Source organism: Streptomyces sp. NBC_00016 (assembly GCF_045040885.1).
Taxonomy (GTDB): domain Bacteria; phylum Actinomycetota; class Actinomycetes; order Streptomycetales; family Streptomycetaceae; genus Streptomyces; species Streptomyces coriariae.
This window is the reverse complement of the sequence record NZ_CP108305.1, coordinates 36,393-55,692: the sequence shown is the minus strand read 5'-3', so window position 1 is coordinate 55,692 and position 19,300 is coordinate 36,393. Positions and strand designations below refer to the sequence as shown.

Sequence of the window (19,300 nt, the reverse complement as noted above, 5' to 3'; positions counted from 1 at the left end):
CTGAAGCGCGCGCCTAAGGTGTACTTCTCCTTCTCTGTTTCGAGGCAAGGTTGGACTGCTGGTGCGCAGCTTCAGCTCCGCGGGCACCGTCGGCGGTTGAGCCCGCCCGGTCCCGTGCCAGCCGCTCGCGTCATCGCACGAGCTGCCAGCAGCGGATTTGCCGCTTTAGGCTGCGGCCTGTTCCGGATGCCAGGCTTTGGCGCGTACGGCAGCTTCGATGCTGAAGCGGGGCTTGTCCTGCTCCTTGGCGTGGGCGGTGACGGCGGCCTGTGCCTGCGCGGCCAGATCCCGCCAGTGCTGCCAGGCCGTCTCGTATGTCTCGGTCTGTTGCGCAGTCCACGGCGTCGCCGTGGGCCGGCCATAGGTATCTCCCAGTTCCAGGACCCGGCTGTGCGCCTCGTCGGCCAGTCTCTGCATCTCCACCAGTTCTTCGAATGTGTGTGCCACGACGACGGATCCTATGTCGGTCGTGCCGGGGGCTCCGACACCTCGCCGGACGCGCATGTCCCTACGGCGTGTCCTCGCCCTGCGCCGTCCACGTCCGAAGCACCCGCTCCCGGGCACCCGTCTTCTCGATGAGGTGGACCTCGACCTTCGGGTCCTGGGTGTAGAGCCCGACCCACTCCGGGTACCGGCCCTCAGCTGGGCCTGGCAGCGCCTACTCGCCTTCTACGGCCGGCCCGTCAGCTTCGAACCTCAATCGGACGAGATACGAAGTCGTCATCGTGCCCTTCTCTCAATTTCGCGCCAGTACGTCGATGTTCCTCCTCGCCGCCGCGCGCGCGACCAGCCGGTGAGGTTGGGGGTGGCCTCTCCAGCCCCCTCGAGCAGTCGGACCCGATGGGTCCGCTCCGGGGACTGCCTCCCCGCCTACGGGCGTGTGACGCGCGGCACAGGCGGGGGTTGGTCCTCGTGCGGAGCAGTCCTTGGTCCCATTCGAGGGGTGGCGTCGAACATCACAATCGAACAGTTGAGCGATTAAGCGTTATGGTGGATACCTGGAGAGGTCACAGGTCAGGGAGGGACAAGCGAAAGGCTGGAGGTGTGGGGCCGTGGATTTACTCATCTGCACGTCGCGTCCGGCTACTCCGCTCGCCACGGCGCTTCTCTTCCCGCGGCCGTGGTCCAGCGGGCCGCTGAGCGCGGGATGACGACGCTCGCGCTGACCGACCGGGACACCGTCGCGGGCACCGTCCGCTTCGCCAAAGCCGCCGCGGCCGCTGGCATCCGCCCCGTCTTCGGTGTCGACGTAGCCGTCGCCCCGCTCACCCCGTCGAACCCGTCTGCCGGACGGTCGCGTACGCCCGCACGTGGTGGCGCGCACGTGATCGAGCCGCCGTTGCGGATCACCCTGCTCGCGCAGAACGCGGCGGGGTGGGCGCGGTTGTGCCGTCTGGTGTCCGCCGCGCATGCCGAGGCCGACGGCGCGCTGACCGTCGTGTCCTGGCCTGCTCTGCGCGAGTACGCCGGCGAGGACCTGGTGGTGCTACTCGGCCCTGCCTCCGAGCCGGTGCGTGCGCTGTCCGCGGGCCGCCCCGACGTCGCCGAGCGGCTCCTCTCGCCGTGGCGGGAGCTGGCCGGGGAGCGGCTACGGCTGGAGAGCGTGTATCTGGGCGGTCAGGGCACCGGCGCTGGTTCGCTGCGGCTGGCCGCGCGCACCGTGGGCCTGGCCGATCAGCTCGGGGTGCGTGCGGTGCTGACGAACGCGGTCCGCTACGCCGATCCCGGCCAGCATCGGCTGGCCGATGTCCTGGACGCCGCCCGGCTCCTGCGGCCCGTTGATCGTCGGTACCTGGATGGCGGGGAGCGGTGGCTGAAGGACCCGGCCGCCATGACGGCGGTGGCCGAGCGGATCGCCCAGGCGGTGGGTAATGACCGGACCCGGGCCGGGCGGCTGCTGGCCGAGTCCGAGGCCACGGGCCAGTCGTGCACGCTCACCCCGGCAGATCTGGGGCTGGGGCGGCCGCACTTCCCCGAACCGTCCGTCGTCGGCGCCAGCGGCGAGCGGGGTTCGGCGATGCGGCTGCTGCGGCAGCGGTGTGAGGCCGGCATGGTCGCCCGCGGCCTGGACCGCGATGAGCGCTCGGTACGGCAGCTCGACTACGAGCTGGACGTCATCGGCCGCCTCGGCTTCGAGGGCTACTTCCTGGCCGTGGCCCAGGTGGTGGCGGATACCCGGGCGCTCGGTATCCGGGTCGCCGCGCGCGGCTCCGGCGCCGGTTCCATGGTCAACCACAGCCTGTTCGTGGCCACGGCCAATCCTCTTGAGCACCGGCTCCTCTTCGAGCGCTTCCTCAGTGAGCGGCGTACGTCGCTGCCGGACATCGACCTCGACGTGGAGTCCGAGCGACGCCTCGAGGTGTACGACGCGATCATCGAGCGGTTCGGGAAGGAGCGGACCGCGGTCACCGGCATGCCCGAGACCTACCGCGCCCGGCACGCCCTCAGGGACACCGGGCTCGCCCTCGGAATCCCGCCGCAGGTCATCGGCGACGTCGCCAAGAGCTTCCCGCACATCCGCGCCCGGGACATCCGCTCCGCCCTGGCCGAACTGCCGGAACTGCGGCAGCTCTCCGCGCGGGCGGAGAAGTTCGGGCCGCTGTGGGAGCTCGCCGAGGGCCTGGACGCGCTGCCCCGCGGCTACGCCATGCACCCGTGCGGGGTGATCCTGTCGAACGCGGCGCTGCTGGACCGGCTGCCGGTGCAGCCGACGCCGGCCGGCTACGCGATGGTGCAGGCCGACAAGGAGGACGTCGAAGACCTCGGTCTGCTCAAGCTCGACGTGCTCGGGGTGCGGATGCAGTCGGCGATGGCGTACGCGGTCGCCGAGATCCGCCGCACGACGGGACGCGCGCTCGATCTGGACAATCCCGACCACGTCGACCTCAACGACCAGCGGGCCTTCGAGTTGATCCGGGCCTCGGACACCATCGGCCTGTTCCAGCTTGAGAGCCCCGGCCAACAGGACCTGGTGGGCCGTCTTCAGCCGAGGCACATGCAGGACGTCGTCGCCGACATCTCGCTGTTCCGGCCAGGGCCCGTGCAGGGCGGCATGCCCGCGCTCTACATCGCCGCCCGGCACGGCGCCGCTCCCACGTATCCGCACCCGGACCTGGAACCGGTACTCAACGACACCTACGGCGTCGTCATCTGGCACGAGCAGATCATCGCCATCCTCACGACCATGACCGGCTGCGACCGCGCAGCCGGCGACGTCGCGCGCCGTGCGCTGGCCGATCCCGACCGGTTGCCGAAGGTCGAGACGTGGTTCCGCCGCACGGCCGGCGAGCGTGGCTACGCCAAGGACGTGCTGGACGAGGTGTGGGAGATCGTCTCTTCCTTCGGCGCGTACGGCTTCTGCCGCGCGCACGCGGTGGCCTTCGCCGTCCCCGCTCTGCAGTCCGCGTATCTGAAGGCGCACTTCCCGCCGTATCTGTATGCCGGACTGCTGGAGCACGATCCGGGGATGTGGCCGCGCCGGGTCATCGTCGCGGACGCCCGCCGCCACGGCGTCCCAGTGCTGCCCGTCGACGTCAACCACTCCCGCGCCCAGCACAGCGTCGAGGGGACCGAGCGGGGCTGGGCTGTGCGGCTCGCCTTCTCCACGGTCAAGGGCATCAGTGAGGCGGAGACCGCCCGCCTGGTAGCCGGGCAGCCGTACACCGGGCTTCAGGACCTGTGGCTGCGGGCCCGGCCGTCGCTGCCGCTCGCGCAGCGCCTGATCCGCATCGGTGCCGTCGAGGCCCTCTCCCCCGGCCTGACCCGGCGGGACTTGCTGCTGCAGGCCACCGAACTGCACCGGCAGTCCCGCAACCGCGCCACCACCGACGGGCAGCTGCCGCTGGGCGGCGAGCTGGTGACCGCCGAACCGAGCGGGCTGCCGGACATGACCAGCCGTGACAAGCTCAGCGCCGAGCTCGACACCCTCTCCATCGACGTGAGCCGGCATCTGATGGAGCACCATCATCGGCTGCTGCGCGAGCTCGGTGCGACCGACGCCGCCCACCTTCGTCGCATGGTGCCGGGGCAGAAGGTGCTCGTCGCAGGCGTGCGGGCCTCCACGCAGACCCCGCCCATCCCGTCCGGCAAGCGCGTCATCTTCACCACGCTCGAGGACGGCTCCGGCCTGGTCGACATCGCCTTCTTCGAAGACTCCCACGAAGCCTGCGCACACACCGTGTTCCACTCCGGCCTGCTGCTGGTGCGCGGAACGGTCGAGGCCCGCGGCCCGCGCCGCACCGTCGTCGGCGAGATGGCCTGGGACCTGGACGAGGTCGCAGCCGCCCGCCGCGACCACGGCCCCCAGGCCGCCCTCGACCTCCTCGGCCAGCCCGGCCCGGCCCCCACCCCGGCCCAGCCGCAGCGCACCCTCGCCGATGGCACGGCCGGGGCTCGGCTGCACCCCTACGCCGACCTCCAGCCCGCCGGCACCCGCTCCGCCGACCTGCGACGACTCGGCCACCGCTCCCAGGGAAGCGCAGGGTGACCGGTATGAGCAGCCGCTGCATCCTCCACCTGCGCTTCGTCCTCCCAGCCGACCCAGACCCAGAACTCCCCGAGCGGCTGCGCCGCCTGCTGGAGGACTTCACGCCCCGCGTGCAACTGATCGAACCCGACATGGCCGTCCTCGACCTGACCGGCGCACTCCCCTACTGGAAGCGGGACGCCCGCAGCGTGAGCGAGCTGGTCCAGCTGCGCGCGCTCGCCTTCTTCGGCCTGCGCAGCTCGGCGGGCGTGGCGCCGAACCGGATGCTCGCCGCGATGGCCTGCGCGCTCACCGGGCCCGGTCGTCGCACCGTCATCGACGACTCCCCCGAGGCGATCACTTCCTTCCTGCGTCCCCGTCCCGTCCGGGAACTGCCCGGCGTGGGCGCGAAAGCGGCGGCCACTCTCACCGAGTACGGCCTGCACACCGTTGGCGATGTCGCCGACGTCCCCCAGCTCACTCTTCAGCGCCTCCTCGGTGCGAGGGCCGGACGTGCACTGCACGAGCGCGCCCACGGCCGCGACACCACGGCCGTTGATCCCACCCCGGCGCCGGCGAGCATCAGCGCCGAGCACCGCTTCACCCGCGACGAACTCGACCCCGCCCAGCACCGGCGCGCCCTGATCGCCCTCGCCAACCAGCTCGGCGCCCGCCTGCGAGACTCCGGCCAGATCGCCGCCGGGCTGACCTGCACCGTCCGCTACGCCGACCACAGCTCCACCCGCCGCGCCCACACCCTGACCGAAGCCACCCACCACACCGTCCTGTTGGCCCGAGCGGCGTATGCGATCTATGACTTGCTCGGGCTCCAGCGCGCCCGGGTCCGCAGCATCACCCTGCGCGCCGACGCCCTGCGCCCTGACGAGCAGGCCACCCGGCAGCTCACCCTCGACCAGGGCGACGACAAGCCTCTCGCGCTCGAAGCCGTCGCCGACCGCGCCCGGTCCCGGTACGGACACGACGTGATCTATCCAGCGGCTCTCGCGGTCCACGCTTCCGGCCGACGGGGTTCCAGCGAAGGTGCCTAGCCGGTGGCCTCGTCGACGCGGTGCGGGTTGTGGTTGCGGACGTTGTTGACCATGGTGGAGGCAGGGCGTTCGTCGAGGTGGCCGCCCGCGGGCTGGCCTAGGAGCGCGCGCAGGTCGTGGGGATCCTGGTGGGTGGGGTCGAGCCAGGCGTCGTAGTGGTCGGTCGGGCGGTGCTCGCTCGAGGACGACCCACACGCTGTCGGTAGGGCAATGTTCCAGCTCGTGCGAGCGTCTCTTCGAGAGGCGGGTCGGAGACGTGGAAGAGGGACGTATCGGCCGCACATGCCGCCACTGTGCTATCCGTGGCCGGGGACGTCGCCGATCATTCGGGTCCGCTCAGCGCGCCGACCGGACCGTTAGGGCGTAGGTGTGGCGTGTGGTCCTGACTCCTCCGATTGAGCCGATGCTTGCCGAGTCCCGGCCTGTACTGCCGCCCGACGGCATGCTGCCCGGATCGCTGCACTACGAGCAGAAGCCGGACGGGTTCAGGGCCATCGTCTTCGCGCGCGCCGACCTGGTTCGAGTGCAGTCCCGGCAGGGCTCGGACCTGACCCCCGCGTTCCCGGACATTGCTCAGGCCGCCGCACTCGTGGGCGAGGACCTCGTCCTGGATGCCGAGCTCGTCGTGCCTCACGAAGGGCGGCTGCACTTTGGCGAGCTGCAACGCCGCGCACGCCACCGCGGATCCAACGCCATCCGCGCTGCCGCCGAGCGTCCCGCCTATCTGATTACTGGAGTACGCGCAGGTTCCTGGGGGATTCTGAGTGCAAATCACTTGCTTCTTAGCAGGCCGGAGACCTGTGTTCGACATGTCCCTCCGTGGCTGGATTTTCCGTAGAAACTCGCAGAATCTGCGAGTGCTACCCGTAATCTGCGTGATCGTGGATGAATCCGGAATCCGTCGCGAGACGGCGGTGCCAAGGTCGGCGGACGGGCATGGCGGGGCCGGCCTGGCTGAGGTCTTCCATCTGCATCGTCGTCGAGGCGAGCGGACTGGGATGTCGGAGCGGGACTACTTCTTCGACACCCTCGCCGAGTACCAGTGGGCGCGCGATGCCGCGGGCTTGGTACCGGAATCGGTCGATAAGCTCGTGAAGCCCGTGATCGAAATCTGTGAGTATTTGAATCTCGCACCCTGGCGCCTGCAGCCGCGGGACCTGGACCGCTACTTCGCCGGGCCGGGCAAGCGGGCGCGTTCCACCGTGCGCAGCAAGATCAACTGTATCGACGGGTACTTCGCGTTCCTTGAACAGCGGTATGCCGGCGAGATCAGCCGTCGTTTCGGCGTGGTCGTGGAGTCACCCGTCGATCCGTTCAACCGGCCACGCCACCGCGGCGACTTCGGACTACGGGTGCCGCCGTCGCAGCAGGCCATGCAGGAGTTTTTCGCCGCGTGGCGGCGTGCCCTGCCTCAGGCGCGCAAGGAGGCGGTCGCATGCCGCGACTACGTCATGGCGAAGATCGCCTATTTGTCGGGGGTACGTGCGGCGGAACTGTGCGGGGTGTGCATGCGCGATGTGCACTGGGAGTCGGGTCAATGGGGTCGCTTCCTCGTGCAGGGCAAGGGAGCCCGCGGGTCAGGGCCACGACAGCGCGAGGCTTTCATGTTCGAGCAGGGGCGCGAACTGCTGTGGTGGTATGTGGAGGAGGTGCGGGGGTTGTTCCGGGATGATCCTGAGCATCCGTCGGCGCCGCTGTTCCCCTCCGAGCGGTTGCCCGTGGCGGTCGCGGCGCTGAATATGCCGGTCGCGCCGAAGATGGTGCCTTCAACGTTCCGGCGGGCGCTGAGGTCGGCCTCGGCGGCGTATCTCCCTGGTCCGGTGGAGGAGTTGTTCCCCCATCTGCTGCGTCACGCGTGCGCGACGCACAACTATGAGCGGGGGATGTCGCTGTGGGAGGTGCAGCGATTGCTGGGTCACTGGTGGAGTACGACCACGGTCCGGTACCTCCTGACGGCGCAGGGCGATCCGGAGCAGGCGGCGCGGCGGGCGTCGGCCGAACGGGCAGGGCAGCGGCTGGTGGCGGACACAGGGAGCCTTCGGTGAAATGGAATCTGCGCTGGGTGGCGGCGCGGCAGGACATCTGGCGTCCGACGGACTTGCTGGCGGCGTTCCGGCGGGTGGGCTTCAGCCCGTCGTTGAGCAAGGTGTCCGCCTTGTGGGGCGGCACGCCGGTCACGGTGCGGCTGGAAGACCTGGATCTGATCTGTCAGGCACTGGGATGCACAGTGGCCGATCTCCTGGAGGCCGAACCGGCGGCCACCGGCGCTGGGGAGGAAGAGGTCGAGACCCGGATGGCCGCAGGCGGCGAAAGGGCCCCTGGCCAGGTGCGTCCGATGCCGCGACGCGATGGCCCGCGACGCCTGCAGCCCCCGAACTGAGACGCGGGAATGGAGCGGGTGAGGCAGTGCGAGGACTGCCTGGCCGTGGCCCCGGGCCGGCCCCGGCGCAGCTGGCGGTGCCGCGGGTGCCAGCTGTGGGATCGCCAGTACCCGCAGCGCGGAGTGTGCCCCCGCTGCTGGTACCAGCAGCACCTCGGTCAGGACGGACTGTGCCGCGGGTGCGTGCTGAGCGTGCGCGACGAACAGGCCACAGACACCGTGCTCGATTTTCCGGCTCCGACACAGCTTCGGCTGCTGTTTCCCGGTGCGGCGCGGGAGGCTTGGCGCCTGGGCCGGCCGACCGCTGAACGACCTGCGGAGTCCCGCCGATGCGTGCTGCCGGCGGCCATGCCCGGACAGCAGGTGCTGTTCCCGGTGCTCCGCCGGCTCGGGGCGCCGGAACTGGTAGATCTGGCCGGAAGGCGCTGGCCCGAGGAGGCGGCATTCAAGCAGCACACGCTGGTGCTGGCGCGGCAGCGCGGCATGGGTCGGGAGTGGTGTGTGCAGGTGGGGCGGCGGCTGCGTCTGGCGCTGGCCGTGCGGGATGCCGAGGGCGAGAGGAAGGTCTCGCGCGAGATCCTCGACCAGGGCCGCGGGATGCAGTTCGGTGCGGCCGCCGCACAGGAAGTCTTGGAACTCGCGGGTCTGTGGCACGGCCCGACGCAGGTGACCGACCAGATGCGCCCGCACCGTAAGGGAGTGCCCGCCGGCGTCGTGACGGGCTGCGCGCATTGCGGCAGCTGGGGCATCACGACCCGCCTGTGCAATGCCTGCGCCGGCTGGCGTCGCGGTGAGCACCGCCCGACGGGCCGGTGCGCTCGCTGCGCCCGCGACGGCCTGCCCGTGCACCCGAAAGAGAGCCTGTGCCGTGGGTGTCTGGCGTTCGTGCGGAACGTGCGTCCGACGCCCGCGGGCTTCACCCAGCTCACCTTCGCCGGACTGCTTGCCCACCAGCTGGTGGGCAAGACAATGAAGCCGCCCCTGGCGCCGGCCGTGGAGCACGACGGTGACGCCGCCTCGCTGTCCGCCTGTGATCCTGTGGTCCCGGGGCAGACCACCCTGCTGACCGTCCCACGCGACTGGAGGGCCGTTCACGCTGTGCCGCACGGCGCCTTGCCGTCGCTCAGCGCCGAGGCAAGAGTGCTGCTGAAGCAGTTCACGGTCTGCCTTCCCGCCACAGCTGGCGGACAGCAGAATCACGCCCACTCCATCGAGCTGCTGCACCGGCTGCTGGCCTACACCGGCATGGCGGAACCCATCGCCGAGCGGGACGTGCGGACGCTCGCGGCCCTGGGGCCGAAAGCTTCCCTGCACCGGATCGTGTTCTTTCTGCACGAGCGCGGCCTGCTCGAACCCGACCACCGGCGCACGACAGCCGCCGCCCCTTCGCTTGCTCGCCTGGACACGGCCCGCACGGATGCCCGTCACCGCCAGGCCATCGAAGACAAGCTCCAACGGCTTCCCGATGCCATGGCCGGCCAGGTGCGGACGTGGGTCGCCGTCCGCCGCGGAGAAGGCCGCCGGCCCCACCCGCCTGCCGACTACACACGCATTCGGCGCGACCTGAACGTCGTTCTTCCGGTTCTGGCCCTATGGAGCCAGGACGGGCTGGATCTGCGGCAGATCACCACAGGGGACGTGACGTCCGCGCTCAGCGACCGGCGGGGACACCAGGCCCGCGGTGTCCACCACGTCCTTCTCAGCATCTTCCGCGCCCTCAAGCAAGAACGCGTCGTCTTCGCGAACCCGCTCGCCAGGCTCTCCCTCACCACCCCCGTGCGCCTTCCCGAACCCCTGCCCAGCGACCGGCTGCGCGGTCTGCTGAACGTGATCGACAGCGCGATGGGGCGTCTGGCTGTCGGCCTGGTCGCCGTCCACGCCATCAAGGTCACCGACGTCGCCCAGCTACCCCTTAGCGCGTCCGACCTGGCTCACGCCACTCTCCACCTTCGCCTGCGTGGACAGCCGCACACGGTCTACCTCGACACACTGACCCGCCGCCTGGTGGACGACTGGCTTCACGAGCGGCAGCAGCAGTGGCCCGCCTCTCCCAATCCACACCTGCTGGTTACGACGCACTCAGCGCACCACCCCGCCCTCCCGCCCGTCAGCTACTGCGCCCTTCGCCGCGCGTTCGACCGCACCGGCATCACCCCTCGCCAGATGTGGAGCGACCGAGTACTGGACGAGGCCCGGCAGACAGCCGACCCAGTACATCTGGTGCAATTGTTCGGCATTCATCCCGGAACCGCTGTCCGCTATGTCCATGCCGCCCATCCCGACAAGGCACTGCCCGTAATCCGCTGACCTCGGCATGGCAGCTCTCCCCATAAGGGGTGGCCACTGCTTGGTCGGCTACGGAGAGGAGGGATTTTCCTTGGCCCGGTTGGGGTTACCCCTTCGGTAGGATACCCAAGGGGGTATTCGTAAGGAGTGTGGGTTGTGGAACTGGCGATGGCGGCTGAGGAACTGAAGACGGTGGTCAACCGGCTGCGCCGGGCGCAGGGCCAGATCGCCGGTGTGATCAAGATGATTGAGGAGGGGCGGGACTGCGAGGACGTCGTCACTCAGCTCGCCGCTGCGTCTCGGGCTCTGGACAAGGCCGGTTTCGCGATCATCGCCACTGGGCTGCAGCACTGCCTGACCGATGCGGACATGGCCGCCTCCGGCGACCGGGAGCAGATGCGCACCCGGCTGGAAAAGCTGTTCCTTTCTCTGGCCTGAGCTGTGGTGCCGCAACGCCGGATCACCCGCCGGGTCGGTTAGCCACTCGGCCTGGCTGCGAAAGGGGAGGGCCCCGGAGAGCCGGGTCCCTCCCCTTTGTGGTGTGGTTCAGCGGTTGCGCAGTGCAGCCAGGGTGTTGTCGAGGTCGGCGGCGCGGGGGCGGTTGTGGGGGAGCTTGGCGAGGACGGCGGCCATGCCGCAGGTGTTGGTCAGGGCGGAGAAGACCAGACCGCCCGCGATGCCGGCGGAGATGAGCTGGAAGGCGGGGTGGACGACGAGCCCGAGCAGCAGGCCGAGCAGCACGATCACTCCTGCGGTGAGCCTTACCTGCCGCTCCATTCCCCAGGTGGCGCGGGAGGCGCCCTGGGGGCGGTGGAGTTCGTGGCCGTCGGCCGCCCAGGCTCCGGTGCCTCCCGACAGGGTGGCGGCAGTGACGCCGTTCTCCGCGAGGATCTTGCAGGCGTTCTCGGAGCGTGCGCCCGAGGCGCAGACCACCAGGACGTCGCCGCGGTCGGCGGCGTGACGGATGTCGGGCAGCGCGCGCTGGATCTGGTCGAGGGGGATGTTGAGCGCGCCGGGGAGATGGCCGCCGGCGTACTCGCCCGGGGTGCGCACGTCGATGACGGTCAGTTCGCGCAGGCGGGTACGCGCCTCGTCAGCGGCAAGGGTCGTGGGGGTGGTCATGGCAATGTCCTTACGGTTCGGAAGTTGTGGTGGAGCTGGATTTGACGGAAGCGGGCTGGAGGCGGTCCTGGGAAGCGGGGTGGGCTGGAGGAGTTCTCCTGGTCCCTGGTCTGAGCCGTTGGCAGCCGTCGTGTTCAGGCGATGACGTCGACGAGCATGAAGGCCGCCACCGCCAGCAGGACACCGGCGAAGATCTTCTGAAGGGTGGTGCCGGAGATCTTCGTCGCGAGGCGTTTGCCGTCCCAGGCGCCGAGGATCGCGGCTCCGGTGAAGGGGCCGATGATCTCCCAGTGGAGCCCGCTGCTGGTGCCGGTGCGAGCGGCGAGCGCGGCGAGTGAATTCACCGTGATGACGAGCAGGCTGGTGCCCACCGCCCGCCGCATGGTCAGTCCCAGGACGCTCACCAGAGCGGGCACGGCGAGGAATCCTCCGCCAACCCCGAGGAAGCCCGTCACGGCGCCGAGTCCGGCACCGGCACCGGCCGCCTTGCCGGGACGAATCCGGTCCGGCGGCTCGGACGTGGAGGGCCGCAGCATGCGCACGGCCGCCAGCGCGGCGATGAGCGCGAACGCCGCCGTCAGTACCGCCTCGGGCAGGCGCCCGGCGACAGCCCCGGCGAGGAAGGCGGGGACGATGCCCGCCGCGGCGAACAGGGCCCCTGTCCTCCATGCCACGTTCCCGTCGCGGGTGTGGGCGTACAGGGCGGTGGCGGAGGTGGCGGTGACGATGATCAGGCTTGCGGTGGTGGCGGCGGCCGGGGTGAAGCCGAGCAGGTAGATCAGCGCCGGTACGGCAAGGACGCTGCCACCGCCGCCGAGGGCTCCGAGGGCGAGACCGATGACGGCCCCGGCGGTGAGGGCGAGAACGAGTACGGTCACGCTATCTGACCGCTGTTCCCGCGTTCGTCGACGACCGGGTGCCCGGCGGCGGCCCACGCGTTCATGCCGCCCTCGACGTCCACCGCCTGCGCTCCGCGCTCGGTGAGGAGCCTCGCCGCCTGCTGGGAGCGGTGACCGCTGCGGCAGATCACCACCAGCGGACGCCCCTCAGCTTCAGCGGGCAGGGCGGCGCCGGCCACCAGTTTCGTCAGCGGTACGTGGACGGCGCCCGGCGCGTGGCCCGCGGTCCATTCGGGCTTCTCACGCACGTCCAGCAGGACCGCGTCCGCCCGGTCGCCGCTGGTACGGCTGCGTGCCTCGTCGACCGTGGCACGGGGCCCGTTTCGGCGAAATAGGAACATCACACGCTTCCTTCCTTGCGAGAGGGGACGGCCGGAAATCAGCCGGAGGTCAGGGATAGCCCGGCCTCCGCCGCGGCGTCGAAGCCGTCGTCGACGGCGACCACGTCACGGCCGGCGGCTTCCAGCAGGGAGGCGGCGATCGCCGCGCGCATCCCGCCGGCGCAGTGCACCCACACCCTCCCGTCCGGCACCTCGCTGATACGGCCGTGCAGCTCATGGATCGGGATGTGGACCGAGCCCTCGATGTAGCCGCCCGCACGCTCCGAGTCCCGGCGCACGTCCAGAACGACGACGTCGTCGCCGCGCTTACGGATGTCAGCGAGGTCGGCGAAACGGGCGCGGGGGAAGGAGGCGAGCTGCTCCCCCTCGCGGATCCAGCCGGCCGGGTCGCCAGTGGCTGCGGCGGCCGGGCGGTCGATGCCCACCCGCGTCAGCTCCCGCTGCGCGGCGGCGATCTGCTCCGGGGTATCGGCGAGCAGGGTGACGGGCTTGCCCCACGGGATCAGCCAGGCCAGGTAGGTGGCGAGCTTGCCCTCACCCTCGAAGTTGAACGACCCGGCCACATGCCCCTCGGCGAAGGCCAGGCGGCTGCGCAGGTCCACCACCCACTCACCCGCCGCCAGCCGGGAGGCGATCTCCTCGGCGTCCGCGTGCCTGGGCGGGGTGAGATCGACCGGCGCCGGGCCCGCGGCGTTGGCCGGGCCCATGTGCGCGTAGTAGGCGGGCACGTCGTCCAGCCCTGCGAGCATCTGGGCGACGAAGGTGTCCACATCCAGGGTCAGCGCGTCGTTGATCTCGCGTTCCTTGCCGATCGTGGTCGCGTCCCCCTCGGCCTGGGAGGAGGAGCAGAAGCTGCCGAACCCGTGGGTGGGCAGCACCGGCACCTCGTCGTCCAGCTCGTCGGCCAGCCGGTGGGCGGAGGCGTGCTGGGCCCGGGCCAGCTGCTCGGTCAGCCGCGGCTCGACCAGATCGGGGCGGCCGACGGTGCCGATCAGCAGGGATCCGCCGGTGAACGCCGCCACACCCCGCCCGTCCTCGGTAAGGGCGTAGGAGGTGTGGTGCGGGGTGTGCCCGGGAGTGGCGATCGCGCGTAGCACCAGCCCCTCGTCGACCGTCACCGTGTCGCCGTCGGCAATAGGGGTGCGGGCGAACGACACGCGCGCGCCAGCCGGCACCAGGTACTGCGCGCCGGTGACACGGGCCAGCTCCAGACCGCCGGTGACGTAGTCGTTGTGTACGTGGGTCTCTGCCACGAACGCGATGCGCACCCCGCGGCGGGCCGCTGCGGCAATGACCTGATCGATATCCCGCGGTGGATCTATGACCACGGCAGCACTGGGTCCGCCAGCCAGGTAACTGCGGTTGCCCAGGCCCTCGAACTCCAGAGTGTCGACGAAGAACACGGCTATGACTCCTCTCGAACGATGTACCCCCGGGGGTATCTGACACTCACACTAACAGCTATACCCAGGGGGGTATTCCAGGGGTCGAGGAGCGCCCCCTCAAGGCTTCACCTGGCGCGCTTCGGGTACCCGGTGGGGTATAGAGGAATCAGTCGTTCCGCACCTACTCGGGAGTGCCCGTGTCCTACGACCGCACCATCCGCCTGGCCGTCACCGACTTCGACGCCGCCACCGCCGCCGTCCGCCAGGCCCTGGCCGACCAAGGGTTCGGCATCCTCACCGAGATCGACGTCCAGGCCACACTGAAGGCCAAGCTCGGCCACGAGATGGAGGACTACCTGATCCTGGGTGCCTGCAACCCGCCGCTCGCCCACCAGGCCCTGGAGGCCGACCGCTCCATCGGCCTGCTCCTGCCCTGCAACGTCGTCGTCCGCCGCGACGGTGACCACACGCTCGTCCAAGCCCTCGACCCGGGCACCATGGTCACCCTCACCGGCCTGGACGCCCTCAAGCCCGTCGCCGACGAAGCCACCGCCCGACTCGACGCCGCGCTCAGCGCCCTGACCGCCGCCTGACCTCTCCCCGGTTCGGCGTCTGGCCGACGCCAGCACGCGATGCCGCAGTCTTATCTCCCGGCCGGTGCCGCCCACCCAGCAGCAGCCCTCGCGCCATACTCGCCGGCGCCACAGTAGCCATGCCCCTCGACGGCCACGGACCGCTCTTCTTCATCCTGACCACCGTCTCTGCGGCTGCCGCGCTCATCACACCGAAGACAGCCACCTACGCCGTGCTCTACCGATCCTCCCGGCTCTGACAACCACAACAGCCCCGGCAGGCATAAACGAACCCGCCCTCCCTACCACCCATAACCCGGCAATGACGCGCGGGTTCAGCGGTTGCCCCCTCCAGGAATCCGCGAACTCGTTCCCTTCTGCCTTCGACCTGCTGCACCTGGCGGGCACCGACACCACACCATGGCCGTATCACCGGCACCGGGCCGCCATCGAGGAACTCTTCACCGGCCAGCAGCTGCACGCCCCGTGAACGCTGACCCCGTCGACCACCGACCCCGACACCGCACGCCAGTGGCTGGACTGGGCCACCGGCCTGGAAGGGCTGGGCTTCAAAACGACTGACCGAGCCCTACCACCCCACGGCCAGGATCTGGCGCAAGTACAAGCTCTACGAGACGCGCACGACGCCATCGTCGCCGCCGTAACCGGGCCGGTCGATGCGCCGCAGTCCCTGCTGCTCGGACGCCACGACCCCGCCGGCCGCCTCCAGTACATCGGCCGCACCACCACCCTGTCCCCCGCCGGCGCCCGCACCATGGCCGGACATCTCGCCAAGGCTGGCACGGGGCACCCATGGATCGGATGGTCGTTCTCCGCTGGCTGGGGATCCCGGGAAACCCTTCACGCGGTCCTGGTGCGGCCCGACGTCGTCGTCGAAGTCTCCGGAGATGTCGCCCGCGACAGCAGCGGCCGCTTCCGCCACCCCGTACGGCTACGTCGCGTACGCGACGATCTGACTTCGGGCCCCATCTGACGGGAAGGCGTTGCCACACAGAGAGGCGTACGGATGTGCAGGGGCGCACGTTCACCCTTGACGTGTGCTCCCGCTGTGAGCTTTGGCACGCTGCCTTCGGGAACTGGCACCGCGTATCCGACGCCTCGTCAGCCACAGTGCCAGGTGGGGGGACTTGAGCTTTGTTTGAGCTTGGGCTCAGCGCCCATGCGACCGCTTGGTATGGCACGGGGTGTCAGATACCGCTTTGGTAGTGGGGGGTTGACCGGAAACGGAATCCGCAGCCCTCCGGTAAGGTCTCACCACCCGTTACCCCCGGGGCCTACGCGCGAGCGTGGACTCCCCCGGGGAGTCCGCGAAGTCTGTGGACCTCCCGCGGAACTGCGAAATCCGCAGTCTCCAGAGGAATGGGGTGACGGGTCCTGATGACTGAGATGGAAAAGTCTGAGGGGCACTGCCAGTGTTGCAGCAAGCGGGATCGGCCCAAGCGGGCCACCCGGTGGCTGGGGCTTGTGATCCACGTGATCTACGAGATCGCGCGGGACTGGCCCTGGTAATGCGGAAAGCCCCAGCCTGAGGGCCGGGGCTTGACCGACTTGACAGGTCGGCCGCACTGCACGCGGTGTGCGAAGGAAGGCCCCATCTGGATGCTTCGCGGGCGTCGGGTGGGGTCTTCTTTATGTCCGAATGCGGTTACCGCCGCGTACGCAAGCGATTCCGGGCATGTGTGATGTCCGTCACGCAAGGGGGCTGCGATGTCCCCACTATGCCTTGACTTGCCGCCCTCATGCGACGGGTAGTCACATGTTGATCAGCGGCCCCAAGACGCTCTGACCCGGAATCGGTGCAGGTAGTTCCCGATTTTTCCCATGTGGGCGTGACTGATATCACATACCGGTTCGGGTGAATGGCCGCCTGCATGGACGGGCTGTTTTGGGGTGTTTTGCCAGAGCTTCACTAGTCGCTCGAGAGGGTCCGGGCAGGAGTCGCCGAACTGTACACGCCACCACTGACAATGGCGTTCCTGCAGAGACGGTTTCCTCACCTTCTCTGCATAATCCCGCAGCCCGCCCTGTTACGCCCGGTAACACCATCTGGCGAGGCAGGGAAGCCTACTGAGGCCACGTCAGCCGATGCCGTGTCGCAGCCACCAGTGCATCTGCGTCGCGTGTCGGGTCCAGCCCTTGCGTCGGTCATAGCTGTGAGAGCGGCGAGTTGAAGCAGGGTACGGCCCACTTGGCCGACGACCTAGTAATGTTCGGCCGCATGAGCATCCCGAGCCCCCGGGGAGAGCGAGAGAAGCTAATTACGGCCCTCACTCCCCAGCTGCGCAGGCACTTGAAGATCCGCGCCTTTGAGCACGGAATGGACATCCAGGACGCGACTGAGCACGCGATCAACGCCTGGTACTCAGCCGACGCCGACGATCTCCCCAACGTCCCGACCGACGGGGCGAAGACGTGGGGGACGTTCCTCCCTGTCGGTGAGCCGGACCGGTTCAAGGCTGCCTGCTCGGAGCGCGGTGTCACCTACGTCAAGGGGCTGGCGCAGGCGCTCACGCTGTGGCTCGACAACCACCCCTCTCCCACCGCTCCGTTGGTCGCTCAGCCGGTGGTGCGGGTGATAGTGGCCAACCAGAAGGGAGGGGTGGGGAAGACGTTCCTGTCGTCGGGGATCGCGCAGGCTCTGGCGGAGGCCGGCCATCGTGTGCTCATCGTCGACTACGACCCGCAGGGGCACCTCACGGCGGAGCTCGGGTTCGAGGAGCTCATGTACGAGGACGACGTCGAGACCCTGATGATGCACATGGACGGGACCGCAAGAGGCGACATACACGATCTGCTGGTGTCTCTGGACGGCGAACGGTTCGGCGACCGGCTCCACCTGCTTCCCGCATCCGACGACGCGTTCCTGCGCGACGTCGCCCTGTCCAAGGTGAGCTTCAGCGAGGCTGCCCTGGAGCGGGCCATGGAGCCGCTCGAGGCGGACTACGACGTCATCATCATCGACGGCCCGCCCAGCCTGGGTCTGAACATGGACACCGCGCTGTACTACGTGCGCCGCCGTGACGGAGAGCTCGCCGACCGGTCCGGAGTCATCACGCCGGTCTGGGCGAACAAGGCCTCCCACCGCGCGTTCCGTCTCCTCAGCCGCCAGATGGACGATCTGTGCAAGAAGGGCCGGATCCAGGTCGACTACATCGGTCTGATCATCAACGCGTACGACAGCCGGCGCGGCAAGCTCGTGAAGCAGAACAAGGATGAGTGGGAGAAGAGCAGTTCCCCGCCCGTCCTCGCCGTGATCGGTGATCTGAAAGAAGGCCGGGAGGCTGCGGACGGGGAGATCCCGCTGCTGGAGTACGCCCCCGACAGTGAACACGCGCAGGTAATGCGCGATCTGGCGAAGGAGCTTGCCGTATGACACCCCCTCAGGACCGGGTCACCCGGGGGTTCAGCATGGGCGAAGACAACGGAACGGGCGAGAAGAGGGCGCCGCGCCGGATCCGGACCCGTCAGCAGATCATGAACGGTGAAGGCAAACGGCCTCCCGCCGCGGTAGAGCTCAAGCTGCTCGCCGGCAACCCGTTCAACCCGCGCGACGAACTCACCGAGATCGAAGAGACAGCCGAGTCGCTGCTCGCCAAGGGACAGATCCAGCCCGTCACGGTGGTGCGGCGCGCAGCCTTCCTGAGTGCGCACCCTGGCCAGGAGGAGGCGCTCGGCGAGGACGCCGAGTACGTCGTCATCGACGGCAATCGGCGCCTGGCAGCGGCTGGCATCGCCGACCTGACGGAACTGCGGATCGACGTCCATGACGATCTCGCCGCTTCCGCTGCGGACATTCTGGAGTCCGCCCTAATCGCGAACATCCACCGCGTGGACGTCCCGCCGATGGATCAGGCGAAAGCGGTCCAGAAGCTGGTGAAGGTCCACGGTTCGCAGGGCGAGGTGGCCAGGAGGCTGGGCAAGACACCTGCCTGGGTGTCGCAGCGTCTGGCGCTCCTGGAGCTCACTCCCGAGCTCCAGGAGCAGGTGGAGGCGGGCGAGCTGAAGGTGGAACCCGCCCGCCGTATCGGCCGGCTGCCCAAGGGGCAGCAGGCGGGCGAGGCACAGAAGGCCATCGCAGCCGCCAAGACCCCGCGCCAGCGGCGGCCCAGCCCGTCGGCGGAGCAGGACAGCGCCTCTGTCGTTAACGGCGTTAATACCTCCACGAGCACGCCGACACCGACCAGCCCGGGCACGGCAGCCGTCAACGGCGTTAACACCCCGGCAGGTACGTCGCCATCGGCCTCCGCGGCGGTGTCGACCGTTAACGCCGTTGACACCCCGGAGGACCAGGCCCCGGAGCAGGCAGCGCAGAACGACGCTGGACAGCCCCGCCGACTCCCCTACGATGACCCGTTCTCCGTGGTGACCCACCTCCAACTGAAGATGGAGCCGCCAGCATTTGCTGAGGGTGCCCGGGTATGGCTGAGGATCCTGCGCGAGCAACAGCCTGCTGAGTACGCGGCTCTGCTGGCAGACCTGGTGCGGCAGGAAGAACACACATCGGTCTGACTCTCGGACAACTGGAAAGGGCCCGACCCCGCGAATGCGGGATCGGGCCCCCTTTTGTCTGTCAGTAGTGATCGCTGCGCCCGTTTCCGCTCCTGCTCCTGCGGCGGCGACAGTCGCCAGCCTCCAGAGGGCGGCTGCCTTGCTCAGCGAGCTTGTACTCAGCCCACGCGCCCACAGTGCGCACCACGTTGGAAGCCGACCGCGTCACGGCACGAAAGCACCTGGGTGAGCTGGAGCCTGAACTCGCCCAGCGTCGATCATCTCGAACGGC

General features: G+C 69.4%; 19 protein-coding genes. 12 read left to right on the top strand and 7 right to left on the bottom strand.

Translation table 11 applies throughout. The annotated features are described in order from the left end of the window. Positions 1-165: 165 nt before the first annotated feature. Positions 166-447: a hypothetical protein gene (locus OG933_RS45350; protein WP_405633766.1), complete on the bottom strand. Its 282-nt coding sequence runs from the start codon at positions 445-447 to the stop codon at positions 166-168. A 595-nt stretch (positions 448-1,042) separates the two neighbouring features. Between OG933_RS45350 and OG933_RS45345 the strand changes: the two genes are divergently transcribed. Together OG933_RS45345 and OG933_RS45340 are read left to right on the top strand one after the other, a co-directional pair. Beyond that, on the top strand, positions 1,043-4,486 hold the full coding sequence (locus tag OG933_RS45345) for a DNA polymerase III subunit alpha (RefSeq protein WP_331730921.1): 3,444 nt from the start codon (positions 1,043-1,045) through the stop codon (positions 4,484-4,486). Positions 4,487-4,491: 5 nt separating this feature from the next. Then, positions 4,492-5,514, top strand: a complete 1,023-nt coding sequence (locus OG933_RS45340) for a DNA polymerase thumb domain-containing protein (protein WP_331730918.1) — start codon at positions 4,492-4,494, stop codon at positions 5,512-5,514. Here the strand turns inward: OG933_RS45340 and OG933_RS45335 are convergent. After that, a complete protein-coding gene (locus tag OG933_RS45335) occupies positions 5,511-5,798 on the bottom strand; it encodes a hypothetical protein (RefSeq protein WP_331730913.1) in 288 nt (95 codons plus the stop codon). The genes OG933_RS45340 and OG933_RS45335 overlap by 4 nt on opposite strands. Before the next feature lie 119 nt (positions 5,799-5,917). Between OG933_RS45335 and OG933_RS45330 the strand changes: the two genes are divergently transcribed. From OG933_RS45330 to OG933_RS45310, 5 genes are all read left to right on the top strand, one after another. Continuing rightward, on the top strand, positions 5,918-6,352 hold the full coding sequence (locus OG933_RS45330) for a hypothetical protein (RefSeq protein WP_331730910.1): 435 nt from the start codon (positions 5,918-5,920) through the stop codon (positions 6,350-6,352). A gap of 160 nt (positions 6,353-6,512) precedes the next feature. Continuing rightward, a complete protein-coding gene (locus tag OG933_RS45325; RefSeq protein WP_331730907.1) occupies positions 6,513-7,559 on the top strand; it encodes a site-specific integrase in 1,047 nt (348 codons plus the stop codon). Beyond that, positions 7,556-7,894, top strand: a complete 339-nt coding sequence (locus OG933_RS45320; protein ID WP_331730904.1) for a helix-turn-helix transcriptional regulator — start codon at positions 7,556-7,558, stop codon at positions 7,892-7,894. Before OG933_RS45325 ends, OG933_RS45320 begins: the two co-directional genes overlap by 4 nt. A gap of 192 nt (positions 7,895-8,086) precedes the next feature. Continuing rightward, positions 8,087-10,201 (top strand): hypothetical protein, encoded by a 2,115-nt coding sequence (locus OG933_RS45315; RefSeq protein ID WP_405633765.1) that lies wholly within the window; start codon positions 8,087-8,089, stop codon positions 10,199-10,201. 135 nt (positions 10,202-10,336) lie between these two features. Then, complete coding sequence (locus OG933_RS45310) at positions 10,337-10,618, top strand: metal-sensitive transcriptional regulator (RefSeq protein ID WP_010358257.1); 282 nt, start codon at positions 10,337-10,339, stop codon at positions 10,616-10,618. A gap of 108 nt (positions 10,619-10,726) precedes the next feature. On the opposite strand, the gene OG933_RS45305 is transcribed toward OG933_RS45310, so the two are convergent. The 4 genes from OG933_RS45305 to OG933_RS45290 all read right to left on the bottom strand — a co-directional run bounded on the left by OG933_RS45305 (position 10,727) and on the right by OG933_RS45290 (position 13,945). Further along, positions 10,727-11,302 (bottom strand): rhodanese-like domain-containing protein, encoded by a 576-nt coding sequence (locus OG933_RS45305; RefSeq protein WP_331730859.1) that lies wholly within the window; start codon positions 11,300-11,302, stop codon positions 10,727-10,729. A gap of 134 nt (positions 11,303-11,436) precedes the next feature. Next, positions 11,437-12,180: a sulfite exporter TauE/SafE family protein gene (locus tag OG933_RS45300; RefSeq protein WP_331730856.1), complete on the bottom strand. Its 744-nt coding sequence runs from the start codon at positions 12,178-12,180 to the stop codon at positions 11,437-11,439. Continuing rightward, the gene (locus tag OG933_RS45295; protein ID WP_331730853.1) at positions 12,177-12,542 is read right to left on the bottom strand and encodes a rhodanese-like domain-containing protein; all 366 of its coding nucleotides are present in this window, start codon (positions 12,540-12,542) and stop codon (positions 12,177-12,179) included. Before OG933_RS45295 ends, OG933_RS45300 begins: the two co-directional genes overlap by 4 nt. 38 nt (positions 12,543-12,580) lie before the next feature. Further along, positions 12,581-13,945, bottom strand: a complete 1,365-nt coding sequence (locus OG933_RS45290; RefSeq protein WP_331730850.1) for an MBL fold metallo-hydrolase — start codon at positions 13,943-13,945, stop codon at positions 12,581-12,583. A 179-nt stretch (positions 13,946-14,124) separates the two neighbouring features. Here OG933_RS45290 and OG933_RS45285 point away from each other — a divergent pair, with 179 nt between their 5' ends. Together OG933_RS45285 and OG933_RS45280 are read left to right on the top strand one after the other, a co-directional pair. Next, complete coding sequence (locus tag OG933_RS45285; RefSeq protein ID WP_331730847.1) at positions 14,125-14,520, top strand: DUF302 domain-containing protein; 396 nt, start codon at positions 14,125-14,127, stop codon at positions 14,518-14,520. Between the two features lie 301 nt (positions 14,521-14,821). After that, positions 14,822-14,989: a hypothetical protein gene (locus OG933_RS45280; RefSeq protein ID WP_331730845.1), complete on the top strand. Its 168-nt coding sequence runs from the start codon at positions 14,822-14,824 to the stop codon at positions 14,987-14,989. A 138-nt stretch (positions 14,990-15,127) separates the two neighbouring features. On the opposite strand, the gene OG933_RS45275 is transcribed toward OG933_RS45280, so the two are convergent. Further along, positions 15,128-15,286, bottom strand: a complete 159-nt coding sequence (locus OG933_RS45275) for a hypothetical protein (protein WP_362275995.1) — start codon at positions 15,284-15,286, stop codon at positions 15,128-15,130. On the opposite strand from OG933_RS45275, the gene OG933_RS45270 reads away from it, so the two are divergent. The 3 genes from OG933_RS45270 to OG933_RS45260 all read left to right on the top strand — a co-directional run bounded on the left by OG933_RS45270 (position 15,233) and on the right by OG933_RS45260 (position 19,029). Beyond that, complete coding sequence (locus tag OG933_RS45270) at positions 15,233-15,493, top strand: hypothetical protein (RefSeq protein ID WP_362276161.1); 261 nt, start codon at positions 15,233-15,235, stop codon at positions 15,491-15,493. The genes OG933_RS45275 and OG933_RS45270 overlap by 54 nt on opposite strands. Positions 15,494-16,738: 1,245 nt before the next feature. Next, positions 16,739-17,893 (top strand): ParA family protein, encoded by a 1,155-nt coding sequence (locus OG933_RS45265; protein ID WP_362275999.1) that lies wholly within the window; start codon positions 16,739-16,741, stop codon positions 17,891-17,893. Further along, positions 17,890-19,029, top strand: a complete 1,140-nt coding sequence (locus OG933_RS45260) for a ParB/RepB/Spo0J family partition protein (protein ID WP_362276003.1) — start codon at positions 17,890-17,892, stop codon at positions 19,027-19,029. Before OG933_RS45265 ends, OG933_RS45260 begins: the two co-directional genes overlap by 4 nt. Positions 19,030-19,300 lie beyond the last annotated feature (271 nt).

Coding starts and splice junctions, on each gene's coding strand:
- OG933_RS45340 (WP_331730918.1), top strand. CDS start 4,492: ATGAGCAGCCGCTGCATCCTCCACCTGCGCTTCGTCCTCCCAGCCGAC.
- OG933_RS45335 (WP_331730913.1), bottom strand. CDS start 5,798: ATGTGCGGCCGATACGTCCCTCTTCCACGTCTCCGACCCGCCTCTCGA.
- OG933_RS45330 (WP_331730910.1), top strand. CDS start 5,918: ATGCTTGCCGAGTCCCGGCCTGTACTGCCGCCCGACGGCATGCTGCCC.
- OG933_RS45325 (WP_331730907.1), top strand. CDS start 6,513: ATGTCGGAGCGGGACTACTTCTTCGACACCCTCGCCGAGTACCAGTGG.
- OG933_RS45305 (WP_331730859.1), bottom strand. CDS start 11,302: ATGACCACCCCCACGACCCTTGCCGCTGACGAGGCGCGTACCCGCCTG.
- OG933_RS45295 (WP_331730853.1), bottom strand. CDS start 12,542: ATGTTCCTATTTCGCCGAAACGGGCCCCGTGCCACGGTCGACGAGGCA.
- OG933_RS45280 (WP_331730845.1), top strand. CDS start 14,822: ATGACGCGCGGGTTCAGCGGTTGCCCCCTCCAGGAATCCGCGAACTCG.
- OG933_RS45275 (WP_362275995.1), bottom strand. CDS start 15,286: ATGTCCGGCCATGGTGCGGGCGCCGGCGGGGGACAGGGTGGTGGTGCG.
- OG933_RS45265 (WP_362275999.1), top strand. CDS start 16,739: ATGAGCATCCCGAGCCCCCGGGGAGAGCGAGAGAAGCTAATTACGGCC.
- OG933_RS45260 (WP_362276003.1), top strand. CDS start 17,890: ATGACACCCCCTCAGGACCGGGTCACCCGGGGGTTCAGCATGGGCGAA.